This is a genomic window from Streptomyces sp. NPDC023723 (assembly GCF_040639815.1).
Classification (GTDB): domain Bacteria; phylum Actinomycetota; class Actinomycetes; order Streptomycetales; family Streptomycetaceae; genus Streptomyces.
Genome location: NZ_JBFAAP010000060.1, coordinates 1 through 21,582 on the forward strand (window position 1 = coordinate 1; position 21,582 = coordinate 21,582).

17 protein-coding genes and 1 pseudogene are annotated in these 21,582 nt (G+C 74.4%); 14 read left to right on the plus strand and 4 right to left on the minus strand.

What is annotated here, in order from left to right:
* The 3 genes from AB0G32_RS34870 to AB0G32_RS34880 all read left to right on the plus strand — a co-directional run.
* Positions 1-321, plus strand: a 321-nt coding sequence (locus tag AB0G32_RS34870) for a PDZ domain-containing protein (protein ID WP_361172923.1), incomplete at its 5' end; no start/stop codon positions are given.
* A gap of 161 nt (positions 322-482) precedes the next feature.
* Complete coding sequence (locus AB0G32_RS34875; protein ID WP_361172926.1) at positions 483-1,613, plus strand: aminopeptidase P family protein; 1,131 nt, start codon at positions 483-485, stop codon at positions 1,611-1,613.
* Between the two features lie 57 nt (positions 1,614-1,670).
* Entirely contained in the window at positions 1,671-2,645 is a 975-nt protein-coding gene (locus AB0G32_RS34880) for an aminoglycoside phosphotransferase family protein (protein WP_361172929.1), read from the plus strand.
* 154 nt (positions 2,646-2,799) lie between these two features.
* Here the strand turns inward: AB0G32_RS34880 and treZ are convergent, their stop codons facing one another.
* Positions 2,800-4,545, minus strand: coding sequence for a malto-oligosyltrehalose trehalohydrolase (gene treZ, locus AB0G32_RS34885; protein ID WP_361172932.1), 1,746 nt, complete (start codon positions 4,543-4,545; stop codon positions 2,800-2,802).
* A gap of 157 nt (positions 4,546-4,702) precedes the next feature.
* Between treZ and AB0G32_RS34890 the strand changes: the two genes are divergently transcribed.
* The 3 genes from AB0G32_RS34890 to AB0G32_RS34900 all read left to right on the plus strand — a co-directional run bounded on the left by AB0G32_RS34890 (position 4,703) and on the right by AB0G32_RS34900 (position 7,366).
* On the plus strand, positions 4,703-5,254 hold the full coding sequence (locus AB0G32_RS34890) for a DUF1707 and FHA domain-containing protein (protein WP_361172935.1): 552 nt from the start codon (positions 4,703-4,705) through the stop codon (positions 5,252-5,254).
* Positions 5,255-5,367: 113 nt separating this feature from the next.
* Positions 5,368-6,738, plus strand: a complete 1,371-nt coding sequence (locus tag AB0G32_RS34895; protein WP_361173022.1) for a M14 family zinc carboxypeptidase — start codon at positions 5,368-5,370, stop codon at positions 6,736-6,738.
* Between the two features lie 112 nt (positions 6,739-6,850).
* Complete coding sequence (locus AB0G32_RS34900; RefSeq protein WP_361172938.1) at positions 6,851-7,366, plus strand: SSI family serine proteinase inhibitor; 516 nt, start codon at positions 6,851-6,853, stop codon at positions 7,364-7,366.
* A gap of 24 nt (positions 7,367-7,390) precedes the next feature.
* Here the strand turns inward: AB0G32_RS34900 and treY are convergent, their stop codons facing one another.
* Both treY and glgX read right to left on the minus strand, forming a co-directional pair.
* Positions 7,391-9,766, minus strand: a complete 2,376-nt coding sequence (gene treY, locus AB0G32_RS34905; RefSeq protein WP_361172941.1) for a malto-oligosyltrehalose synthase — start codon at positions 9,764-9,766, stop codon at positions 7,391-7,393.
* A 68-nt stretch (positions 9,767-9,834) separates the two neighbouring features.
* Positions 9,835-11,943, minus strand: a complete 2,109-nt coding sequence (gene glgX / locus AB0G32_RS34910) for a glycogen debranching protein GlgX (RefSeq protein ID WP_361172944.1) — start codon at positions 11,941-11,943, stop codon at positions 9,835-9,837.
* 308 nt (positions 11,944-12,251) lie between these two features.
* Here glgX and AB0G32_RS34915 point away from each other — a divergent pair, with 308 nt between their 5' ends.
* Together AB0G32_RS34915 and AB0G32_RS34920 are read left to right on the plus strand one after the other, a co-directional pair.
* Positions 12,252-13,511 (plus strand): SAV2148 family HEPN domain-containing protein, encoded by a 1,260-nt coding sequence (locus AB0G32_RS34915; RefSeq protein WP_361172947.1) that lies wholly within the window; start codon positions 12,252-12,254, stop codon positions 13,509-13,511.
* A 102-nt stretch (positions 13,512-13,613) separates the two neighbouring features.
* The gene (locus tag AB0G32_RS34920) at positions 13,614-14,336 is read left to right on the plus strand and encodes a 3'-5' exonuclease (protein WP_361172950.1); all 723 of its coding nucleotides are present in this window, start codon (positions 13,614-13,616) and stop codon (positions 14,334-14,336) included.
* Between the two features lie 113 nt (positions 14,337-14,449).
* On the opposite strand, the gene AB0G32_RS34925 is transcribed toward AB0G32_RS34920, so the two are convergent.
* Positions 14,450-15,316 (minus strand): aminoglycoside phosphotransferase family protein, encoded by an 867-nt coding sequence (locus AB0G32_RS34925; protein ID WP_361172953.1) that lies wholly within the window; start codon positions 15,314-15,316, stop codon positions 14,450-14,452.
* A 98-nt stretch (positions 15,317-15,414) separates the two neighbouring features.
* On the opposite strand from AB0G32_RS34925, the gene AB0G32_RS34930 reads away from it, so the two are divergent.
* The 6 genes and pseudogenes from AB0G32_RS34930 to AB0G32_RS34955 all read left to right on the plus strand — a co-directional run bounded on the left by AB0G32_RS34930 (position 15,415) and on the right by AB0G32_RS34955 (position 21,549).
* Positions 15,415-16,386: a sugar ABC transporter permease gene (locus tag AB0G32_RS34930; RefSeq protein ID WP_361172956.1), complete on the plus strand. Its 972-nt coding sequence runs from the start codon at positions 15,415-15,417 to the stop codon at positions 16,384-16,386.
* Positions 16,383-17,216, plus strand: a complete 834-nt coding sequence (locus AB0G32_RS34935) for a carbohydrate ABC transporter permease (RefSeq protein ID WP_361172964.1) — start codon at positions 16,383-16,385, stop codon at positions 17,214-17,216. Before AB0G32_RS34930 ends, AB0G32_RS34935 begins: the two co-directional genes overlap by 4 nt.
* A 29-nt stretch (positions 17,217-17,245) precedes the next feature.
* Complete coding sequence (locus AB0G32_RS34940; RefSeq protein ID WP_361172968.1) at positions 17,246-18,520, plus strand: sugar ABC transporter substrate-binding protein; 1,275 nt, start codon at positions 17,246-17,248, stop codon at positions 18,518-18,520.
* A 335-nt stretch (positions 18,521-18,855) separates the two neighbouring features.
* The gene (gene erm(O), locus AB0G32_RS34945; RefSeq protein WP_361172971.1) at positions 18,856-19,626 is read left to right on the plus strand and encodes a 23S rRNA (adenine(2058)-N(6))-methyltransferase Erm(O); all 771 of its coding nucleotides are present in this window, start codon (positions 18,856-18,858) and stop codon (positions 19,624-19,626) included.
* 10 nt (positions 19,627-19,636) lie between these two features.
* Positions 19,637-20,879: pseudogene (mgt, locus tag AB0G32_RS34950) on the plus strand (macrolide-inactivating glycosyltransferase).
* 109 nt (positions 20,880-20,988) lie between these two features.
* Positions 20,989-21,549, plus strand: coding sequence for a DUF1697 domain-containing protein (locus AB0G32_RS34955; protein ID WP_361172974.1), 561 nt, complete (start codon positions 20,989-20,991; stop codon positions 21,547-21,549).
* Positions 21,550-21,582 lie beyond the last annotated feature (33 nt).

Sequence of the window (21,582 nt, forward strand, 5' to 3'; positions counted from 1 at the left end):
GCCGCGACGCCGCGCGCCGCGCCGTCCGCCGCCGGCCGGTCCGCCGCGCCGTCGCCCGGTGCGGCGCTCGGCGTGACGGCGGTGGACGACACCGGGCCGGGCGCGCTGGTGGTGGGCGTGCACGCGCCCGGCCCGGGGGACTCGGCGGGCCTGGTCCGCGGTGACGTCGTACTGGCCTTCGGCCCGGCCCGGGTCGACTCCGCCGCCGACCTGGCCCGCGCGGTCGCCGGCGCCCGCCCGGGGGAGCAGGTGCGGCTGACGGTGCGGCGGGCCGGCGGTGGCTACCAGCAGCTCGTCGTCGTGCCGGGCGTGCTCACCTGAGCCCGGTTGCCCGGTTGCCCGGTTGCCCGGTTGCCTGGTCGCGGGGGAGCGGCGGGGCGGCGGGGCGGCGGGGCGGGCGCCGGAATCGGCTCGCGTCGGCCCCGCGCGGCGGGCAGGATGCTGCCGTGGCCCCTTCACCCGTCCAGGCCAGGGAGGCTCGGATGACCGGCACTGCTGCGCCCGCCCCGTTCACCGCCGACGACTACCGGGCGCGCCTGGCGCGCGCCGCGCGGGCGGCGGCCGACGCCGGTCTGGCGGGGCTGCTGGTGGCGCCGGGCCCGGACCTCGTCTGGCTCACCGGCTACACGCCCACCGCGGCCACCGAGCGGCTCACCCTGCTGGTGCTCGCCCCGGGGCGGGACCCGGTGCTCGTCGTCCCGACGCTGGAGGCCGCCGACGCCGAGAAGGCCCCCGGCGCGCCCGCCCTGACCCTGCGCGACTGGACCGACGGCAAGGACCCCTACGCGCTCACCGCCGCGCTGCTGGACGGCTCGGGGCGGTTCGGCGTCAGCGACAACGCCTGGGCACTGCACCTCCTGGCGCTCCAGCGCACCCTGCCCGGCACCTCGTACGCCGCCCTCACCGAGGCGCTGCCGATGCTGCGCGCGGTCAAGGACGCGGCGGAACTGGACCGGCTCGCCGCCGCCGGCGCGGCGGCCGACGCCACGTTCGAGGAGATCCGCAACGTGCGTTTCGGCGGCCGCCGGGAGGCGGAGGTGGCCGCCGACCTCGACCGGCTGCTGCGCGAGCACGGACACACGGTGGTGGACTTCACCATCGTCGCCGCCGGGCCGAACGGCGCCGACCCGCACCACGAGGCCGGCGACCGGGTCATCGCGGACGGCGACATGGTCGTCCTCGACTTCGGCGGGCTGCTGGGCGGCTACGGCTCCGACACCTCCCGCACGGTGCACGTCGGCACGCCCACGGACGAGGAGCGCCGGGTGCACGACCTGGTGCGCGAGGCGCAGGAGGCGGGGTTCCGGGCGGTACGGCCCGGCGTCGCGTGCCAGGAGGTCGACCGGGCCGCCCGCGCGGTGATCGAGCGGGCCGGTTACGGGCCGTACTTCATCCATCGCACCGGGCACGGCATCGGGGTCACCACGCACGAGCCGCCGTACATGATCGAGGGCGAGCGGCAGCCCCTGGTGCCCGGGATGTGCTTCTCCGTCGAACCCGGCATCTATCTCCCGGGCCGTTTCGGGGTACGCGTCGAGGACATCGTGACGGTGACGGAGGAGGGCGGCCGGCGCCTGAACGACACCGAGCGGGAACTGGTCGTCGTGGACTGACCGGCCCCGCACCGGCCCCACCGTCCCCGCACGTCTCCGGAAGACAACGGCGCGACCATGACCCAGGCACCCACCCCCTGCGCGGCGACCGTCCGCCCACTGGCCCGTTCCCTGCTCGGCGAGGACCGGGCCGGACCGGCGGACGGACCCGAGGTCCGGCCGGTCGACGCGGGCGGGGGCGGCGAGGTGGACGGGGGGCGGGCCGGCGGCGTCTGGTGGGTCGGCGACCGCCACGTGCTGCGGCTCGCGCCGGACCGGGAGGCCGCCGTCCGGCTCCACCGCGAGCTGCGGCTGCGCGACCTGGTCCGGCCGTACCTGCCGGTCGCCGTGCCGGTGAGCGTGGCGCGCGGCGAGTGGGCGCCGGGACTGCCCTGCACGCTGGACACCAGGGTGCCCGGTGGTCCGGCCGACGGGCACGAGGTGTCCGCGGTCGGTGAGACCGACCTGGCGGGGCTGCTGGGCGGGCTGCGCGAGGTGCCGGTCCGCCGGGCCGAGGCCCTCGGGGTGCCGCGGGCCGCCCCGCGGTCGCTGGAGGCGCTGCGCCGGGCCGCCGAGCGGGCCGCCGCGCGGCTGGCGCGGGCCGGCGAGTTCGACCCGGCCCGGCCGGGCCGGCTCACCGCGGCGGCCGCCGCGCAGCTCGCCGCCCAGCCCGGCACCGCGGTCCTGGTGCACCACCGGCTCACCGCCGATCACCTGGTGCTCGACGCCGAGGGCCGGGTGCGCGGTGCGCTGGGCTGGACCGGCGCGGTGGTCGGGGACCCCGCCGAGGACATCGCCGCGCTGGCGCTCGCCGTCGGTTCCCCCGCCGCCGTCCGCGCCGCCACGCTGGCCGGCTACGGCGCCCGCCCCTGTCTGCGCGGCCTGTGGCTGGCCCGCTGCGACGGCCTCCTGCACTGCGCCGAGGCCCTCACCGGCCCCGCCGCCGAGCCGCCGGCCCTGCTCACCGACCGCCTGCACCGCGCCTGGGAGCCGATCCTGCTGGAACGGGTCACCGAACTCCGCGAGGACGACACCGAGGGCACCGGCCACTGACCCCGCGACGCCCGCCGCTTCCCGTCACTCCCGCCGTTCCGGCGACGCCTGCGGTTCCCGTCACTCCCGCCGCTTCCCGTCACCCCCGCCGTTCCCGTGACGCCCGCCGTTGCCCGTCGCTCCTGCCGTTCCCCGGCACTTCCGCGTTTCCCCGTCACTCCTGCACCAGCACCACCGCCGACTCCCCGGGCACCCGCAGTACCCCGTCCGCCCCCGGCGCCTCCACCGGGTCCCAGGCGGCCAGTACCCGGGCGGGCCGGTTGCCCAGGGGGATCGCCGCCTCGTGCGCGCCGAGGTTGACGGCGATCCGCAGGTCGCCGCGCCGGAAGGCGAGCCAGCGGGCGGCACTGTCGTGGGCGACCTTCGTGCCGGTGAGGCCGGGGTCGGTGAGGTCGGGCCGCTCGTGGCGCAGCGCGATGAGCCGGCGGTACCAGTCCAGTACCCGCGCGTGCGGCTCGCGGTCCGGCTCGGACCAGTCCAGGCAGGAGCGGTCCCGGGTGGCCGGGTCCTGCGGGTCGGGCACGTCCGCCTCCTTCCAGCCGTGCGCGGCGAATTCCCGGCGCCGGCCCCGCCGTACCGCCTCCGCCAGTTCCGGATCGGTGTGGTCGGTGAAGTACTGCCAGGGCGTGCCCGCCGCCCACTCCTCGCCCATGAACAGCATCGGCGTGAACGGCCCGGTCAGCGTCAGGGTGGCCGCGCAGGCCAGCAGCCCGGGGGAGACCAGGGCGGCGAGGCGGTCGCCGCGGGCCCGGTTGCCGACCTGGTCGTGGGTCTGGGAGTAGGCCAGCAGCCGGTGCGCGCCGATCCGGGAGCGGTCCAGGCGGCGCCCGTGGTGCCGGCCGCGGAAGCTGGAGCAGGTCCCGTCGTGGAAGTAGCCGCCGGTCAGCGTCTTGGCGACGGCGGCCAGCGGATCGCGCGCGAAGTCGGCGTAGTAGCCCTGCGACTCGCCCGTCAGCGCGGTGTGCAGGGCGTGGTGGAAGTCGTCGTTCCACTGGGCGTGCACCCCCAGGCCGCCCGCCGCGCGCGAGGTGATGATCCGCGGGTCGTTGAGGTCGGTCTCGGCGATCAGGAACAGCGGCCGGCCGGTCTCCTCGGCCAGCGCGTCCACGGCCGTCGACAGCTCCTCCAGGAAGTGGCACGCGCGCGTGTCGACCAGCGCGTGCACCGCGTCCAGCCGCAGCCCGTCGATCCGGTAGTCGCGCAGCCAGGCCAGCGCGCTGCCAACGAAGTACTCCCGCACCTCGTCGGAGCCGGGCGCGTCCAGGTTCACGGCCACGCCCCACGGCGTGTGGTGACGGTCGGTGAAGTACGGGCCGTAGGTGGGGAGGTAGTTGCCGGACGGGCCCAGGTGGTTGTGGACCACGTCCAGGACCACCCCGAGGCCCAGCCCGTGCGCCCGGTCGACGAACCGTTTCAGCGCCTCGGGTCCGCCGTACGGCTCGTGCACCGCCCACGGCGCGACCCCGTCGTACCCCCAGCCGTGCCGCCCCGGGAAGGGGCACAGCGGCATCAGCTCCACGTGCGTGATCCCGAGCCGCACCAGGTGGTCCAGCCGCTCGGCGGCGGCGTCCAGCGTGCCCTCCGGGGTGTACGTGCCCACGTGCAGCTCGTACAGGACGGCGCCGGGCAGCGGCCGCCCAGGCCACTCTGCGCGCCACGCGAACCGCCCGTGGTCGACGACCGCGCTCAGCCCGTCCGGGCCGTCCGGCTGGCGCCGGGAGCGCGGATCGGGGCGCACCGGGCCGTCGTCCAGCGCGAAACCGTACCGCGAGCCGTCCCTGGCCCCCGCCTCACCCCGCCACCACCCCGCGCGCTCCGGATCGCGCTCCATCGCTTGTGCGACCCCGTCGCAGTGGAGCCTCACACGGTCGGCCTCAGGTGCCCACACCTCGAACTGCACGGACGGTTCCCCTTCGTCTGCTCACAGTGACGTAGCCCGTCCATGGTCCTGCAAAGACGGCCGATCCGTCGTCGAACCGGCCGTTCCGCGCGGGCCGTCACCCCCGGCGCCCGCCGTTTCCTGGACACCCCGGGCACGCTGACCGACAATCACCTTCGTGACGTCGTCCTTCGAGTTCCCCACGTACCCCGCGCGGCTGTCCGACGCGGAGCGCGACAAGGCGCTGCGGATGCTGCGGGACGGGGTCGCGGCGGGGCGGCTGTCGCACGACACGTTCGTGCACCGCATGGAGCTGGCGCTCACCGCCCGCCGCGCGGAGGAACTGGCCGCCCTCACCGCCGACCTGCCCACCGGGAGCCGCGTCGGGCGCCTGGTGTTCGGCACCGTCGAGGCGGTGTCCGGCTTCGGGGTACGGCTGCGCCGGGCCTGGCGGGCCGAGCGGCTGCCCAAGCTGCTGCTGCCGCACCCGGGCACCGGGCATGCGCTGCGCATCGGCCGCGACCCGGGCTGCGGACTGCGGCTGAACCACGAGACGGTCTCCCGGGCGCACGCCGAGCTGAGCCGCCAGGGCGGCATGTGGGTGCTGCGCGACCTCGGCTCGACCAATGGCACGACCGTCAACGGCCGGCGCGTCATCGGCGCCGCCGTGGTCCGCGAGGGCGACCAGATCGAGTTCGGCCGGATGGCGTTCCGGCTCGCCGCGCACTGAGCCGGACCACCCGCGCCTGCGCCGTCCGGCGGGCCCGAGGCGGTGTTGACGTACCCCCGAACTCGTGACTGACTGTGCGTACGCCGCGCCCGCCGGTGAACCGACGGCACCGCATCGGGGAGGTGTGTGCCCTGCCGCCCCTCCCGCGCTATCCGACCGTCGACGAACTGCGCGCCGGGGCCGCGGCGCTGGCCGCCCGGCATCCCGGCCGGGCCCGGCTGCGCCGGGTCGGCACCTCCCGCGCGGGGGACCCGCTGTGGCTGCTGTCCATCGGCCACGGCGACCGCCAGGCCCTCGTCGTCGCCGGACCGCACGCCAACGAACCGGTCGGCGGCGCCACCGTGCTGCGGCTGGCCGCGCGCCTGCTCGGCGACGCCCGGCTCACCGAGGGGGCCGGCGCCACCTGGAACCTGCTGCTCTGCCTGGACCCCGACGGCCTGCGCCGCAACGAGGGCTGGCTGTCCGGCCCGTACACCCTCGGCCGCTACGTCCGCCACTTCTTCCGGCCGTGCTTCATGGAACAGCCCGAGTGGCTGCCGCACGGCGCGGCCGGCGCGGCCCTGCCCGAGACCCGCGCCCTGCTCGCCCTCCAGGCCGAACTGCGGCCCTTCCTCCAGGTGTCCCTGCACGGCGCCGACGTCGGCGGCGGCTTCGCCGAGCTGACCCAGGACCTGCCCGGCCTCGCCCGTCGCCTGGCCCACGCCTCGGTCCGCCTCGGCATACCCCGCGAACTGGGTTCCTACGACGCCCTGTACTGGCCGGTCCTGGGCCCGGCCGTCTACCGGATACCGCCGCCCCGCCGGGGCAGCCTGACCGCGGCGATCACCGAGGCCGCCGTCGACTCCACCTGGACGCATCCGCAGCGGTACGGCACTGTCACCGCCGTCGTCGAGGCGCCCATGTGGGCGGTGGACACCGTGGCCGACGGCTCGCTGCCCGCCGACCGGGACGCGGTGCTGCGCGCGATCAGCGGCACCCTGCGCCGCGACACCCGGCTCCTGCACCGGCTGGTCGGCCGGCTCCGCCCGCACCTGCCCGGCACCGCGGACACCGCGCGGCTGCTCGCGCCGGTCGACGACTACCTGCTGGTCTGCCCCCCGCTCGCCGACGCCTGGGACCCCGGGACCGACGACGGAACGGGCCGCGAGCTGCCGCCGCTGAGCACCGCCCACCTGGTCGCCCTGCGCATCGCCGGCCGGCGGCTCGCCCTGCGCACGGCCGGGCTGCTGCACCAGGCGGTGACGGCGGCCGGGCGCGACCCGGCCGGCGTCCTGCCGGAGCTGGAACGGCTCCTCGACCGCTGGTGCGCCGACTACCGCGACGGCTGCGCGGCCCGCTGGGTGCCGGTGGCCCGGCAGGCGGAGTACCAGTGCCGGGTAGTGCTCGCCGCGTTCGAACGGGCGGGCCGGCCGGCGTCCGCCGCCGCCCGTTCGGGTGGGCCGGGGCGGGATCGGCAGGCGGTCGCGCGGGCGCGTGGGGAGTGACGTGCGGCGGGCGGGCCGGGACGCCCGGAGTGAGGGGACGCCAGGGGGCGGTCGGCTTCCGTTCGGGTGAGCCGGGGTGCGGCTCGCGGGCCGCCGTGCCGATGCACCGGGCATGACGCACCAGCACACGCACACCCACCAGCACGCCCACACCCGTCCGCACGCCCGCACCCACCCGCACGCCCGCACCCGCACGCGCCCCACGACAGCGGCCGCGCGAGCGGTACGGGCCGCCCTGCTGGCGGCCGTGGCCCTCCTCGTCGCCTGGGCCGCCCCGGCGCAGGCGACCGAGCCCGGCGGCGGGCCGTCCGGTGACTGGCTGCTGCTCACCGTCACCCGGGGCGACGCCCCGTCCGCCACCGACGGCGGCACCCTGCTGCTGTGCGACCCGCCCCGCGGCCCCGCCCGCGCCGCCGCGGCCTGCGCGGAACTGGCCGCGGCGCGCGGCGACATCGGCGCCATCCCGCAGCGCAAGGCCATCTGCCCGATGATCCACGCCCCGGTCACCGCCCAGGCGCACGGCAGCTGGCGGGGGCGGCCGGTGCGGTACGAGGAGACCTTCCCCAACGCCTGTGTGATGACCTCCCGGACCGGGACGCTGTTCGCACCGGCGGACGCGCCGGCGTGAACCACCGCGCCCGCCGCGCCCGGTTCAGCCGCCCGCCGGCTCCACCCGCTCCAGCAGCGCCACCGGCAGCCGCTCGAAGAGGTCCGCCACGCGCGCGTGCCCGCTGAACTCGCGCCCGGCGGTCAACGCGTCCGTCCACCGGCCGGGCGGCAGCGGCAGCCGGGTCTCCCGCCAGCCGCCCGCCTCGGCCAGCCGCAGTGACAGCCGGGTCACGGCGGTGAGCACCTCGCCGCAGCGGACGAACCCGGCGCAGTGCTCCGCCGCCGGACCCTCGGCCGCCAGCGGCTCGTACGTCGCCGAACCGCCGAAGGCCCCGGGCCGCCGGGCCCGCAGCGCCAGCGCCGCCCGGGTCACCGCCTCCTTCTGCCCAGGCCGCGCCGAACCACTGTCCGGGAAGGCCGGGAAACCGACCGGCCGCCGGTTGTCCGGGTCCACCAGGGCCCGGTACTCGCCCTCGGTGCCCTGGTAGAGGTCCGGCACCCCCGGCATCGTCAGCTGCACCAGGGCGGTACCGAGGACGTTGGCCGCGATGTGCGGCTCCAGCGCCTCGCGGAACGCGGCGATCCGCTCGCCCGGCAGCCCGCCCGGCCCGGCCGCGACGAACCGGGCCACCGCCTCCTCGTACGGCGGTTCCTGCTCGGTCCAGCTGGTGTACATGCCCGCCTCGCGCACATGCTTCAGCAGCGCCTCCCGGACCCGCTCCCCGTCCGCCGGCCCCAGCCCGAACACCGTCTGCCAGGCCGCCCAGGCGAGCTGCCCGTCCGGCACCTCCTCGACGCCGCGCGCGGCCTGTGCGAGCACCTCCGTCCACCGCGCGGGGCACTCGGTCAGCACGGCCAGCGCCGCCCGTACGTCGGCGCTGCGCTTGGTGTCGTGGGTGGAGACCACCGTGCCGGTCAGCGGCCAGTCCCGCTGCACCCGCGCGCAGTACGCGTGGAACTCCCCGGGCGAGACCGCCGGGCGCCCGGGGCTCTGGCCGACCTCGGTGGCCGACAGCAGCGGCACATGGCGGTAGAACGCCGTGTCCTCCACCGACTTGGCCCGCAGCGCCGAGGCGGTCTGCGCGAACCGGGTCCGCAGCTCCGTGGCGTCCGGTCCGTCCCCCGTCCGGCCCAGCAGCAGGTCCCGTACGACATCGACCGCGCCGGCCTCCTCGGGGACCGTGAACGCGAGCCGGGCCTCGGCCGCCGCCTGCTCGGTGATCACCCGGGCCGGGTCCGTCGAGGTGTACGGGCGGTAGACCTCCATGCGGACCAGCAGCTCCTGGAGGGCCAGCCGCAGCGCCCAGGGCGCGCGGTCGCGCGGGGCCGGGTCCACGGACGCCTCGCACAACCGGTGCGCCACCCGGGTGAGCCGGTTCATCTCGGTGGCCAGCTCGTGCGTGAGCACCTTGTACGCCGCCCGCCGCACGGTCGCCGCCCAGTCGCCGCCCCGGTCGGTCGCCGGGGCCGCGAACCGCCGGTATTCGGCGAGCAGTTCCTGGTACCCGTCGGGATCGGCGAACAGCCCGTCCACGTGCCGCAGGGCGTCGTACCCGGTGGTCCCGGCCACCGGCCAGGCGTCCGGCAGCCGCTCCCCGTCGGCCAGGATCTTCTCCACGACCGTCCACCGGCCGCCGCTCGCCTCGTGCAGCCGCGTCAGGTACCCGTCCGGGTCGGCGAGCCCGTCGGGGTGGTCGACCCGCAGTCCGTCCACCACGCCCTCGTGCAGCAGCCGCAGGATCGTGGCGTGGGTGGCCTCGAACACCTCCGGGTCCTCCACCCGGACGCCGATCAGCTCGGAGATGCTGAAGAAGCGCCGGTAGTTCAGTTCGGTGCGGGCCAGCCGCCACCACACCGGGCGGTACCACTGGGCGTCCAGCAGCTGTGGCAGCGGCAGCCGCTCGGTGCCCTCGCGCAGCGGGAAGGCGTGCTCGTGGTAGCGCAGCACGTCGCCGTCGACCCGCAGCTGGTCCAGCACCTCGCCGACCGGCGCGCCCAGCACCGGGACCAGCAGCTGCCCGCCCTGAGCCTCCCAGTCGATGTCGAACCACCGCGCGTACGGCGACTTCGGCCCCTCCCGCAGCACCTCCCACAGGGCGCGGTTGTGCCGGGGGGACATCGCCATGTGGTTCGGCACGATGTCCACCACCAGGCCCAGACCGTGCTCCCGCGCGGTGCGCGACAGCGACCGCAGGCCCTCCTCGCCGCCCAGTTCCGCGCGTACCCGCGCGTGGTCGACGACGTCGTAGCCGTGCGCCGACCCCGGGACGGCCTCCAGGACCGGGGACAGATGCAGATGGGATACGCCGAGCGAGGCCAGGTACGGCACGGCCGCCGCCGCGGCCCCGAACGGGAAGGCGGGCTGGAGCTGGAGCCGGTAGGTGGCCCTGGGGGCCGGTGCGGGGCGCTCAGGTGTCATGCAGAGCTACGTACCCGCCCCGCCGCCTTTCGTGTCACCGGCCCCCCGCACAGGCGTACGCGCGGCCCCTACACCGGCCGCTGGAGCACGGTCAGGCTCCGGTCCACCAGGGACAGCCGGTCGCCGGCCTGCACCTTGCGGCCGGTGTCGGCGGGCACCCCGTCCGGCAGGGCGGTGTCGACGACCACCTCCCACTGCCGGCCGTGGTCCACCGGGACGACGAAGTCCAGCCGCTTGGGCGAGGCGTTGAACATCAGCAGGAACGAGTCGTCCCCGATGTGCTCGCCGCGCGCTCCCGGCTCCGAGATCGCGTTGCCGTTCAGGAAGACCGTCAGCGCCGAGGCCCGCGCGGAGTTCCAGTCCCGCTGGGTCATCTCCCGGCCCTCGGGGGTGAACCAGGCGATGTCCGACAGCTCGTCGTGGGTGCCCTCCACCGGCCGGCCGTGGAAGAAGCGGCGGCGTCGGAAGACCGGGTGGTCCTTGCGCAGCCACACCATCGCGCGGGTGAACCGCAGCAGGTCGGGGTCGTCGGCGGGCCAGTCGATCCAGGCCAGTTCGTTGTCCTGGCAGTAGGCGTTGTTGTTGCCCCGCTGGGTGCGGGCGAACTCGTCGCCGTGGCTGATCATGGGCACGCCCTGGGACAGCAGCAGCGTGGCCACGAAGTTCCGCATCTGGCGCCGCCGCAGCTCCAGCACCGCCGGGTCGTCGGTGTCGCCCTCGGCGCCGCAGTTCCAGGACCGGTTGTGGCTCTCGCCGTCCCGGTTGTCCTCGCCGTTGGCGTGGTTGTGCTTGTCGTTGTAGGCCACCAGGTCGTGCAGGGTGAAGCCGTCGTGGCAGGTGACGAAGTTGATCGAGGCCAGCGGGCGGCGGCCGTCGTCCTGGTAGAGATCGGAGGAACCGGTCAGCCGGGACGCGAACTCCGCCAGGGTGCGCTGCTCGCCGCGCCACAGGTCGCGCACGGTGTCCCGGTACTTGCCGTTCCACTCGGTCCACAGCGGCGGGAAGTTGCCCACCTGGTAGCCGCCCTCGCCCACGTCCCACGGCTCGGCGATCAGCTTCACCTGGGAGACCACCGGGTCCTGCTGCACCAGGTCGAAGAACGACGACAGCCGGTCCACCTCGTGGAACTGCCGGGCCAGGGTGGCCGCCAGGTCGAAGCGGAACCCGTCGACATGCATCTCGGTGACCCAGTACCGCAGCGAGTCCATGATCATCTGGAGTACGTGCGGGGACCGCATGAGCAGCGAGTTCCCGGTGCCCGTGGTGTCCATGTAGTAGCGGGGGTCGTCGGTCAGCCGGTAGTACGACGGGTTGTCGATGCCCTTGAAGGAGAGCGTCGGGCCCAGGTGGTTGCCCTCGGCGGTGTGGTTGTAGACGACGTCCAGGATCACCTCGATGCCGGCCTCGTGCAGCGCCTTGACCGCCGACTTGAACTCCAGGACCTGCTGGCCGCGGTCGCCCCAGGAGGCGTACGCGTTGTGCGGGGCGAAGAAACCGATGGTGTTGTAGCCCCAGTAGTTGTTCAGCCCCATGTCGACCAGCCGGTGGTCGTTGACGAACTGGTGCACCGGCATCAGCTCCAGCGCCGTCACCCCCAGTTCGGTGAGGTGCTCGAGCACCGCCGGGTGCGCCAGGGCCGCGTAGGTGCCGCGCAGCTCCTCGGGCAGCCCCGGGTGCCGCATCGTCAGGCCCTTGACATGGGCCTCGTAGATCACCGTGTGGTGGTACTCGGTGCGCGGCCGCCGGTCGTCGCCCCAGTCGAAGTACGGGTTGACCACCACCGATGTCATCGTGTGCGGCGCCGAGTCCAGGTCGTTGCGCCGGTCCGGGTCGTCGAAGTGGTAGCCGTACACCTCCTCGCCCCACCGCACCGCACCGCTGATCGCACGCGCGTACGGATCGAGGAGCAGCTTCGCCGAGTTGCAGCGCTGCCCGTGCTCGGGCGCGTAGGGGCCGTGCACGCGGTAGCCGTACCGCTGCCCCGGCATCACGCCCGGCAGGTACGCGTGCCGCACGAACGCGTCGCTCTCCCGCAGTTCGACCGCCGTTTCCGAACCGTCGTCGTGCAGCAGACACAGCTCTACTCGGTCGGCGGCCTCCGAGAAGACCGCGAAGTTGGTGCCCGCGCCGTCGTACGTGGCACCGAGTGGATATGCCTCTCCAGGCCAGACCTGCATGGATACGACTCTTTCAGGTGTACGGCGCCGGTGGGGGCGCCTTCGGCCCCGAGTCTCCCCGAAACTGAGGGAAGCAACCCAACAGGCGCGGTCTACTTCGGCCCGTACCACAGGAGTGCCCCGCTCACGCCACCCGTCACCGCTATGAATCCGCTCACTCGGGCACCGCCCGGCGCGCGGAACGAGCCGGTCCGGTCGGGTAGTTGGCGGACGAGCCTGTGCATCAGGCTGCACCGTGCGCCGCTCGCGGAGTACCCTTCCTTGATCGTTGAGACGGGCAGGTCGGGGGAGCGGAAGGCGGTGCGCGGGTGGGCTCGGGAGGGCTGGAGCTGCCCCCTGGTGACGAGGGTCACGAGGGTCATGAGGGGAGCTCCACGAACGTCCCGGCCGGTGCGGTCTCGCTGGCGCGGCCGATGGACGCCGGCGCGATCGGTCCGGAGCTGGAGTGGGACGCCGACGCCTGGCACGAGGTACGCACCCGGGCCCAGCGGGCCGGCCGGGCCTACATCTGGCTGAACCTGGTCGAGCAGCGGCTGCGGTCCGTGGTGGCCGCCGTGCTGCGACCGGTCTACGAACCGGTGCACGGCGGCGACGAGTGGGTGGTCGCCGCGGCCGGACCGGCCGGCCAGGAGTGGGTGCAGCGCGCGGTCGCGGTCCGCGAGGTCAGCCGCCGAAAGGGCTATCTGCTCGACCCGGCCGACGACAACGTGCTCAGCTTCCTGACCCTGCCCCAGCTGCGCGAGCTGATGGTGCAGCACTGGCCCTGCTTCGAGCCGTACCTGGACGACCGCCGGGACGTGGAACTGGCCCTGGACGAGCTGGAGGTCACCCGCAACGTCGTCTCCCGCAACCGGGCGCTGTCCGAGGCGGTGCTGAACCAGGCCGAGCGGGCCGCCGCCCGGCTCCTGGAGATGCTCGGCGCGGGCGGCGACGTGCCCTCCGCCCGCCGGCTGCCGGTGGACGCCGTGGAGGACCTGGTCGGCGACCGGTACGCCGACGTGGTCGCCGTGCACTCGGACCGGGTGCGGCTGCTGCGCCAGTTCCCGGCGGAGGACTTCTTCGGCGGCGCCCGCCGCCTCGACGCCATCGGCATCGGCCTCAACCTGCTCGTGCAGAACTTCTCCGGCCGCCGGCTGGTCCGGCTGGCCGAGGCGGGCGGCCGGGTCCGGCTGCTGTTCCTGAACCCGGCCTCCAGCGCCCTGAAGCGGCGCGAGCGCGAACTCGGCATCAAACGCGGCGAGCTGGGCCGGGCGGTGGAGACCAACATCCTGCACATGCGCCGGGTCCGGGCCCGGCTGCGCGACCCGGGGGCCTTCGAGATCCAGGTCTTCGACGAGACGCCCCGCTTCACCGCCTACCTGGTCGACGGCGACGGCGCCGACGGCATCGCCGTCGTGCAGTCCTATCTGCGCCGTACCCGGGGCATGGAGGCACCGGTGCTGGTCCTGCGCAACGGACGGAACGGCAGCAAGGTCGTCAAGTCGGACCATGCGGATGAAGGTGGGCTTTTCCCCACCTATCGCGAGGAGTTCGAGCTGATGTGGGCGGATTCGCGACCGGTCTCCTGACCGGCTGCCCGGCCGGCGTCCGGGTGCGGGCGGCCGGATTGTCAGTGGCCCGTGCGAAGGTGGAGGCCACTGGGGGAAACGCACCGAGAAGGGGGGCCGCCCATGGGCTGGCACCGGGAGTTGCTGGTCGGCTTCGACCTGGAGACGACGGGCACCGATCCGCGCGAGGCGCGCATCGTCACGGGCGCCGTGATCGAGGTCAGAGCCGGCGAGCCGCTGGGGCGCCGGGAATGGCTGGCCGATCCCGGCGTGGAGATCCCGGCGGGCGCGGTGGCCGTGCACGGCATCAGCACCGAGCGCGCGGCCGCCGAGGGCCGGCCCGCCGACCAGGTCGCCGACGCCCTCGCCGACGTCCTCGTCTCCTACTGGCGGACGGGCGTCCCGGTCGTCGCCTACAACGCGGCCTTCGACCTCACCCTGCTCACCGCCGAACTGCACCGGTACGGCCTGCCGTCCCTGCGCCACCGCCTGGGCGGCCTCGACCCGGCCCCCGTCATCGACCCGTACACCATCGACCGGTCCGTCGACCGCTACCGCCGGGGCAAACGCAACCTGGAAGCGGTCTGCACCGAGTACGGCGTGCCGCTGGACACCGCCCACGACGCCCTGTCCGACGCCCTCGCGGCGGCCCGGCTGGCCTGCGCGATAGCCGGCCGCCACCCCAAGGTCGCGTCCCTGGCCCCGGCCGAGCTGCACCGCCGGCAGATCGAGTGGTACGCCGAGTGGGCGGCGGACTTCCAGAGCTTCCTGCGCCGCAAGGGCGACGCCACGGCGGTGGTCGACGGCGTGTGGCCGGTGCGGGCGGCGGTGGACGAGCGGGTCTGAGCCCGCCCGCCCGGCGGAGGTCTCAGGACGGACCCGGCGGAGGTCTCGGCACGGACCGGTGAAGGTCTCAGACTGGACCCGGCGAAGGTCTCAGGACGGACCCGGCTGAGGTCTCAGAACGGATACCACCGCACCGTCGGATCGCCGTCCCGCAGCGACGCCACCCGGCGCTCGAACTCGGCCAGTGCCTTCGGGTTGCTCGGCGCGTGCTGGGCCACCCAGGCGCAGCTGGCCGTCTCCCGGGCCCCGCGCAGCACCGCGCAGCCGTCCCAGCCGCGCACGTCCCAGCCGTAGGCGGCGGTGAACGCGTCGTACGCCTGGGCGGGCAGACCGTAGCGGTCGCGGCTGAGGGCGAGCACCACCAGGTCGTGCTCGCGCAGGTCGCCGGCGAAGGTCTCCAGATCGACCAGGACCGGACCGTCCGGGCCGACGTGCACGTTGCGCGGCAGCGCGTCGCCGTGGATCGGGCCCGGCGGCAGATGCGGGACCAGGGCCGCGGCGGCCGTCGCGAAGCCGTCGCGGCGGGCCCGCAGGAACTCCGCGTCGGCCGGGTCGATCGCGCTGCCCGCCAGCCGCAGCCAGCGCTCCACCCCGCCCAGCAGTTCGCGCGGCGGCAGTCCGAAGGAGGGAACGGGCAGTGCGTGCACGACCCGCAGCAGCGGAGCCAGGTCCCGGGGTTCGGCCGGCCGCACCGGATCGGGCAGCCGGTGCCACACGGTCACCGGGTGGCCCTCGACGGACAGCGCCTCGGGCGTGGCCGCCCGGACCGCCGGCACCCCGGCCCCGGCCAGCCACAGGGCGACGGCCAGCTCCCGGCGCGCCCGGTCCAGCAGCCCGGCGTCGCGGCCCACCTTGACCACCAGGCCGTCGGCGGCGAACACGGCGTTCTCGCCCAGCGAGAGCAGCCGCGCGTGTGCCGCCGAACCGGGCGGCAGCACGTCCGCCGCGCCCAGTACCTCCCGCGCCCGTGCCTCGTCCATCGTTCGCCTCCGTGCTCCGAATCCCGACCCAGTGTCGCATTCACACAGGTCGGGGCGGGGTGCGAGGTCCCTTGACGGGGCGTGCCGGCTTCATGACCATGACCATCACCAGTCAGGCCCGTCCGTGTCGTGCAAAGGTGCACAAAGGAGCTGATCCGGTGTCGAAGACGGCCGAAGCGGCCAGGGGGCCGGCGCGCCGCGCCGCCGGGCCCGGTGCCTGGTTCCTGGTGCTGCCCGCCCTGATCCCCATCCTGGTGCTCAGCGTCGGCCCGCTGTGCTACGGCGTCCTGCTGGCCTTCACCGACGCCCAGTCGGGCCGCACCGAGCCCACCGAGTGGATCGGCACCCTGAACTTCCAGGACCTGCTGCACGACACGCTGTTCTGGGAGTCGTTCCGCATCGGCCTGCTGTGGGCCGTCGGCGTGACCGTGCCGCAGTTCCTGCTCGCCCTCGGCCTGGCCCTGCTGCTCTGCCAGGACCTGAAGCTGCGCTGGCTGGCCCGCGCCCTTGCCATCATCCCCTGGGCGATGCCCGAGGTGGTCGTCGGCATAATGTGGCGCCTGGTCTACAACACGGACGCCGGCATCCTCAACGAAACCCTGCGCGACCTCGGCCTGGGCGACGGCCGGGACTGGCTCAGCGGCCTCGGGACCGCGCTGCCCGCCGTCATCGTGGTCGGCGTCTGGGCCGGCCTGCCGCAGACCACGGTCACCCTGCTCGCCGGGCTCCAGAACACCCCGCGCGAACTGCACGAGGCCGCCGCGGTGGACGGCGCGGGCGCCTGGCGCCGGTTTCGCGCGGTGACCTGGCCGGCCCTGAGACCGGTCGCCCTCGCCGTCACCGCGCTCAATCTCATCTGGAACTTCAACTCCTTCGCCCTGGTCTACGTGCTCACCGGCGGCGGCCCCGGCGGACGCACCCGGCTGCCGATGCTCTTCGCCTACGAAGAGGCGTTCCGCTACGGGCAGTTCGGCTACGCGGCGGCGATGGGCTGCGTGATGGTCGCCGTGATATCGGTCCTGCTGGCCGTCTTCCTCGCCGGCCGGCTCAAGGGAGGTGACGAGCGTTGAGGACCTCGACCCGGGCCCGCGCGGGTCAGTACACCGCGCTGCTGGCCTACTTGATCTTCCTCGCCTTCCCGTTCCTCTGGCTCGTCTCCACCGCCTTCAAGCCACCGCGCGAGCTGGCGAGCCTGCACCCCACCTGGCTCCCGCACGACCCCACCCTCGCCAACTTCCGGCAGGCCTTCGACGAACAGCCGCTGCTGCGCGCCGGGCTCAACTCCCTGCTGGCCGCGCTCGGCGCCGCGCTGATCGCCGTGGTGATCGCGACACCGATGGCGTACGTCATGGCCCGGCGCCGCTCCTGGCTCACCAGGGCGGCCACCGGCTGGGTGGTGGTCAGCCAGGCGTTTCCGTTCGTCCTGCTGATCATCCCGCTGTTCCTGGTGCTGAAGAACCTGCGGCTGATCGACTCGGTGCCGGGGCTGGTGCTGGTGTACGTGGTGTGGTCGCTGCCGTTCGCCCTGTGGATGCTGGCCGGATACGTGCGCGCCGTGCCGGCCGAACTGGAGGAGGCGGCGGCGGTCGACGGGGCCGGGCGGCTGCGCACCCTGGTGTCGGTGACCGCGCCGCTGCTGGCGCCGGGGATCGTGGCGACGGCGCTGTTCGCGTTCATCACCGCCTGGAACGAGTTCTTCTTCGCGCTGGTGCTGTTGAAAACCCCGGAGAAACAGACGCTGCCCGTGGTGCTCACCCACTTCCTCGGCGCCGAGGGCGTGGCCGACCTCGGCCCGCTCGCGGCGGCGGCCTTCCTGGCGACACTGCCCTCGCTGGTGGTGTTCGCCCTCATCCAGCGACGGATCACGGGCGGCATGCTCGCCGGGGCGGTGAAGAGCTGATGCGGACGACGACGACACGGACGACGCGCATGAGGATCGTGACCCTGACCGCCGTGCTGTTCCTGCTGCTCGCGGGCTGCACCGGTGGCGGAGGGCACGATGACGGCCGGATCACCCTCCGCTTCCAGTCGCTGGCCTGGCAGCAGGAGTCCGTGGCCGCCACCAAGGACCTGGTCGCGGAGTGGAACGCCGCGCATCCGGACATCCACGTCGAGTACGTCCAGGGCAGCTGGGACAGCGTGCACGACCAGTTGCTCACCTCCTTCGAGGGCGGCGAGGCGCCGGACGTCATCCACGACGCCTCCGACGACCTCGCCGACTTCGCCTACGGCGGCTACCTGGCCGACCTCGGCGACCTGCTGCCCGCGCGGCTGCGCGCGGACATTCCGGCGAGCAGCTGGCAGACGGTCACCTTCGGCGACGGGACCTACGGAGTGCCGTTCCTCCAGGAGCCACGGGTGCTGATCGCCAACGCGAAGCTGCTGGACGAGTCGGGCGTGCGGATACCGACGGTCGAACGGCCGTGGAGCTGGGCGGAGTTCCGGCAGGTGACCAAGCGGCTGAGCGGACCGGGGCGGTACGGGGTGGCCTGGCCGCTCAAGGAGCCCGTGTCGGCCTCGCTCAACCTGTCGCTGTCGGCGGGCGGCCGGCTTTTCCACCGAGGGGCGGACGGCAAGGTCACCGTCCGCGTCGAGGCGGGCGACGAGGTGGTGCCGCGCACCATCCGCGACCAGGTCGGCACCGACCGCAGCGCCTCGCCGACGACGCTGGGCAGCGGCGGTTCCGACACCCTGCCCGGGTTCTTCGGCGGCAAGTACGCGATGGTGCCGCTCGGGTTCTCCTACCGGCAGCAGATGGCGCAGCAGGCACCCGAGGGGTTCGAGTGGCGGGTGCTGCCCGCGCCGGCCGGGGCCGACGGGCTCACCCAGGGGGTCAGTCCGCAGACGCTGTCCATCGCGGCGGACAGCCCGCACAAGGCGGCGGCGGCAGCCTTCCTCGACTTCCTGCTCCGGCCGGCGAACATGGTGCGGCTCGCGCTCGGGGACTGGATGCTGCCCACGGGGACCGCGGCCCTGCGGAGTTCCGCGCTGCGCACGGAGCGGGACGGCTGGGCCGTCGGCACGGCGCTCGCCGGCCATCTGCGGCCGGCGCCGGCCCAGTCGGTGCGGGGCTACGCCGAGTGGAAGGACAAGGTGGCCACGCCCGCGTTCCAGGAGTACTACAGCGGGGCCATCGGGGCGGGGGAACTGCGGCAGCGGTTGGAGAAGGACGGGAACCTGGTGCTGGCCCGGTATCAGCGGTGAGTCCTCCGCTGCGGGTACGGATGCGGGCGCGCGTGGTGAAAGAAATCCGTTGCCCGCGAAGCCGACGCCCCCTAACGTCACTCCCGTGGCAGCGTTCAACGCGATTTTTGACTCCGGTCTCGGCCGGGGCTGCACGTACTCCATTCGGATGCGGGCCGGCCTCGGTGCCCTGACCGGTTCGGGCCGCGTGCCCGTATCCCTGTAGCGCTATATCCCTGTAGCTCGTAGCTCGTAGCTCGTAGCTCGTAGCTCTGTAGCGCTTTCTCGCCTCGTCTTCCGGTCAGGGCCTTCGGCTGCCCTTCCCGCCCTTTCACGGAAGACAAGGACCGCAGGCCATGGCCCGCCCCTCTTCGCGTGCCCGCGCGCTCTCGCAGAACTTCCTCGCCGATCCCGCCGCCGCCCAGCGGCTCGCCGTCCCGGACCCCCGCACCGCACCCCTCGTCCTCGAAGTCGGCGCGGGCAAGGGCGCGTTGACCGAACCGCTCGCTCGTCGCTGCCGGGAGCTGACCGCCTACGAGATCGACCCCCGGCTGGTTACGGCCCTGCGCGCCCGTTTCGTCCGCGCGCCGCACGTCCGCGTCGTCGGCGGCGACTTCCTGGCCGCGCGCGCCCCGGGCACGCCGTTCTCGGTCGCCGGCAACGTGCCCTTCTCGCGCACCTCGGCCATCGTCGACTGGTGCCTCACCGCACCCGCCCTCACCGACGCCACCCTGCTCACCCAACTGGAGTACGCCCGCAAACGCACCGGCGACTACGGCCGCTGGACGCTGCTGACGGTCATGACCTGGCCGCGGCACCAGTGGCGCCTGGTGGGGCGGGTGAGCCGGTACGGGTTCCGGCCCGCGCCGCGGGTCGACGCCGGAATCGTCCGGATCGAACGCCGGCCCGCCCCGCTGCTCGACGCCCGCGCGTATCCCGGCTGGCGGTGCCTGGTCGAACTGGGCTTCTCCGGTGTCGGTGGCTGTCTGCACGCCTCCCTGCGGCGCGCGCACCCCGGGCGCCGGGTGGACGCGGCCTTCCGCGCCGCGCGCCTGGACCCGGGCGTGCTGGTCGGCGAGGTGGCGCCGGAGCGCTGGCTGCGGCTGTACGAGGAACTGGCACCGTGACAGAAATGAGTTGTACGAGACGTCTCGTCTCGCCTACTGTCGGGCGCATGACCAGTCGCGCCCATCTCGCCATGTTCTCCGTCGCCGCACACGGCCATGTGAACCCCAGCCTGGAGGTGATCCGGGAACTCGTCGCCCGGGGCCACCGGGTGACGTACGCCATCCCGCCCGCGTTCGCCGCGAAGGTCGCCGAGACCGGCGCCGAGCCGAAGCTCTGGAACAGCACGCTGCCCGGCCCCGACGCCGACCCGGCCGCCTGGGGCAGCACCCTGCTGGACAACGTGGAGCCGTTCCTGGCCGACGCGATCCAGGCGCTGCCGCAGCTCGTCGCGGCGTACGAGGGCGACGAGCCGGACCTCGTCCTGCACGACATCACCTCCTACCCGGCCCGGGTCCTGGCCCACCGCTGGGGCGTACCGGCGATCTCCCTCTCCCCGAACCTGGTCGCCTGGGAGGGCTACGAGCAGGAGGTCGCGGAGCCGATGTGGGAGGAGCCGCTGAAGACCGAGCGCGGACAGGCGTACTACGCCCGGTTCAGCGGCTGGCTCGCGGCGAACGGGATCACCCGGCACCCGGACCCGTTCGTCGGCCGCCCCGACCGCTCCCTGGTGCTGATCCCCAAGGCGCTCCAGCCGAACGCCGACCGGGTCGACGAGTCGACGTACACGTTCGTCGGCGCCTGCCAGGGGGACCGGAGCGCCGAGGGGAGGTGGGAGCGGCCGGCCGGTGCCGAGAAGGTCGTGCTGGTCTCGCTCGGCTCGTCCTTCACCAAGCAGCCGGCCTTCTACCGGGAGTGCGTACGGGCGTTCGGCGAGCTGCCGGGCTGGCACCTGGTGCTCCAGGTGGGCCGGCACGTCGACCCGGCCGAGCTGGGCGACGTACCGGGGAACGTGGAGGTGCGGTCCTGGGTTCCACAGCTGGCGATCCTCCGGCAGGCGGACCTCTTCGTCACCCACGCCGGCGCGGGCGGCAGCCAGGAGGGGCTGGCCATGGCCACCCCGATGATCGCCGTACCGCAGGCCGTGGACCAGTTCGGGAACGCGGACCTGCTCCAGGGGCTCGGCGTCGCCCGGAAGCTGCTGACCGAGGAGGCGACCGCCGAGGCGCTGCGCGCGGCCGCGCTCGCCCTGGTCGACGACCCGGAGGTGGCCCGACGGCTGGCGGGCATCCAGGCGGAGATGGCCGAGGAGGGCGGTACCCGGCGGGCGGCCGACCTGATCGAGGCGGAACTGGCCGCCGCGCGCAAGGGGTAGGGGCCGGGGGAGGGGGTGTCGCCCGGATTCGCGGCCGTCGTGCCCGACCCCACGGGGCACGACGGCCGCCGTACGGCCGGATGTCAGCGGCCCGCCCTATCGTGGGCGCATGACGACGACGTACGCGGCGCTGCTGCGCGGGATCAACGTGGGCGGCAGCAGGAAGGTCCCGATGGCGGACCTGCGGGCGCTGCTCGAAGAGCTCGGGTACGGCGAGGTGCGCACCCACCTCCAGAGCGGGCAGGCCGTGTTCAGCGCCGGGTCCGGCGACGAGGAGTCCCTGGCGGCCGGGCTGGCGGCGGCGATCGAGCGGCGGTTCGGGTTCGCGGTGGACGTCATCGTGCGCGACCACGCCTATCTGCGGGCCGTCGTCGACGCGTGCCCGTTCCCGGCCGCCGAGCTCGCGCCCAGGCAACTGCACGTCACCTACTTCTCCGCGCCGGTCGACGCCGGGCGCTTCGCTCACATCGACCAGGCGGCCTGTCTGCCCGAGGAGTTCCGGCTCGGCGACCGGGCCCTCTACCTCTACGCGCCCAACGGCCTCGGCCGCTCCAAACTCGCCGAGCTGCTGTCCCGGCCGCGCGTCACCAAAGGCGTCGTCGCCACCACCCGCAACTGGAACACGGTCGTGAAGCTGGTGGAGCTGACGGCGCCCGGAGCCGCTGGCTAAGGTGGACCGCAGTACGGGGGAAGGGCATGTCAC

Coding starts and splice junctions, on each gene's coding strand:
- AB0G32_RS34920 (WP_361172950.1), top strand. CDS start 13,614: ATGGGCTGGCACCGGGAGTTGCTGGTCGGCTTCGACCTGGAGACGACG.
- AB0G32_RS34875 (WP_361172926.1), top strand. CDS start 483: ATGACCGGCACTGCTGCGCCCGCCCCGTTCACCGCCGACGACTACCGG.
- AB0G32_RS34880 (WP_361172929.1), top strand. CDS start 1,671: ATGACCCAGGCACCCACCCCCTGCGCGGCGACCGTCCGCCCACTGGCC.
- glgX (WP_361172944.1), bottom strand. CDS start 11,943: ATGCAGGTCTGGCCTGGAGAGGCATATCCACTCGGTGCCACGTACGAC.
- treY (WP_361172941.1), bottom strand. CDS start 9,766: ATGACACCTGAGCGCCCCGCACCGGCCCCCAGGGCCACCTACCGGCTC.
- AB0G32_RS34930 (WP_361172956.1), top strand. CDS start 15,415: ATGACCATCACCAGTCAGGCCCGTCCGTGTCGTGCAAAGGTGCACAAA.
- AB0G32_RS34940 (WP_361172968.1), top strand. CDS start 17,246: ATGAGGATCGTGACCCTGACCGCCGTGCTGTTCCTGCTGCTCGCGGGC.
- AB0G32_RS34900 (WP_361172938.1), top strand. CDS start 6,851: ATGACGCACCAGCACACGCACACCCACCAGCACGCCCACACCCGTCCG.
- AB0G32_RS34955 (WP_361172974.1), top strand. CDS start 20,989: ATGACGACGACGTACGCGGCGCTGCTGCGCGGGATCAACGTGGGCGGC.
- AB0G32_RS34925 (WP_361172953.1), bottom strand. CDS start 15,316: ATGGACGAGGCACGGGCGCGGGAGGTACTGGGCGCGGCGGACGTGCTG.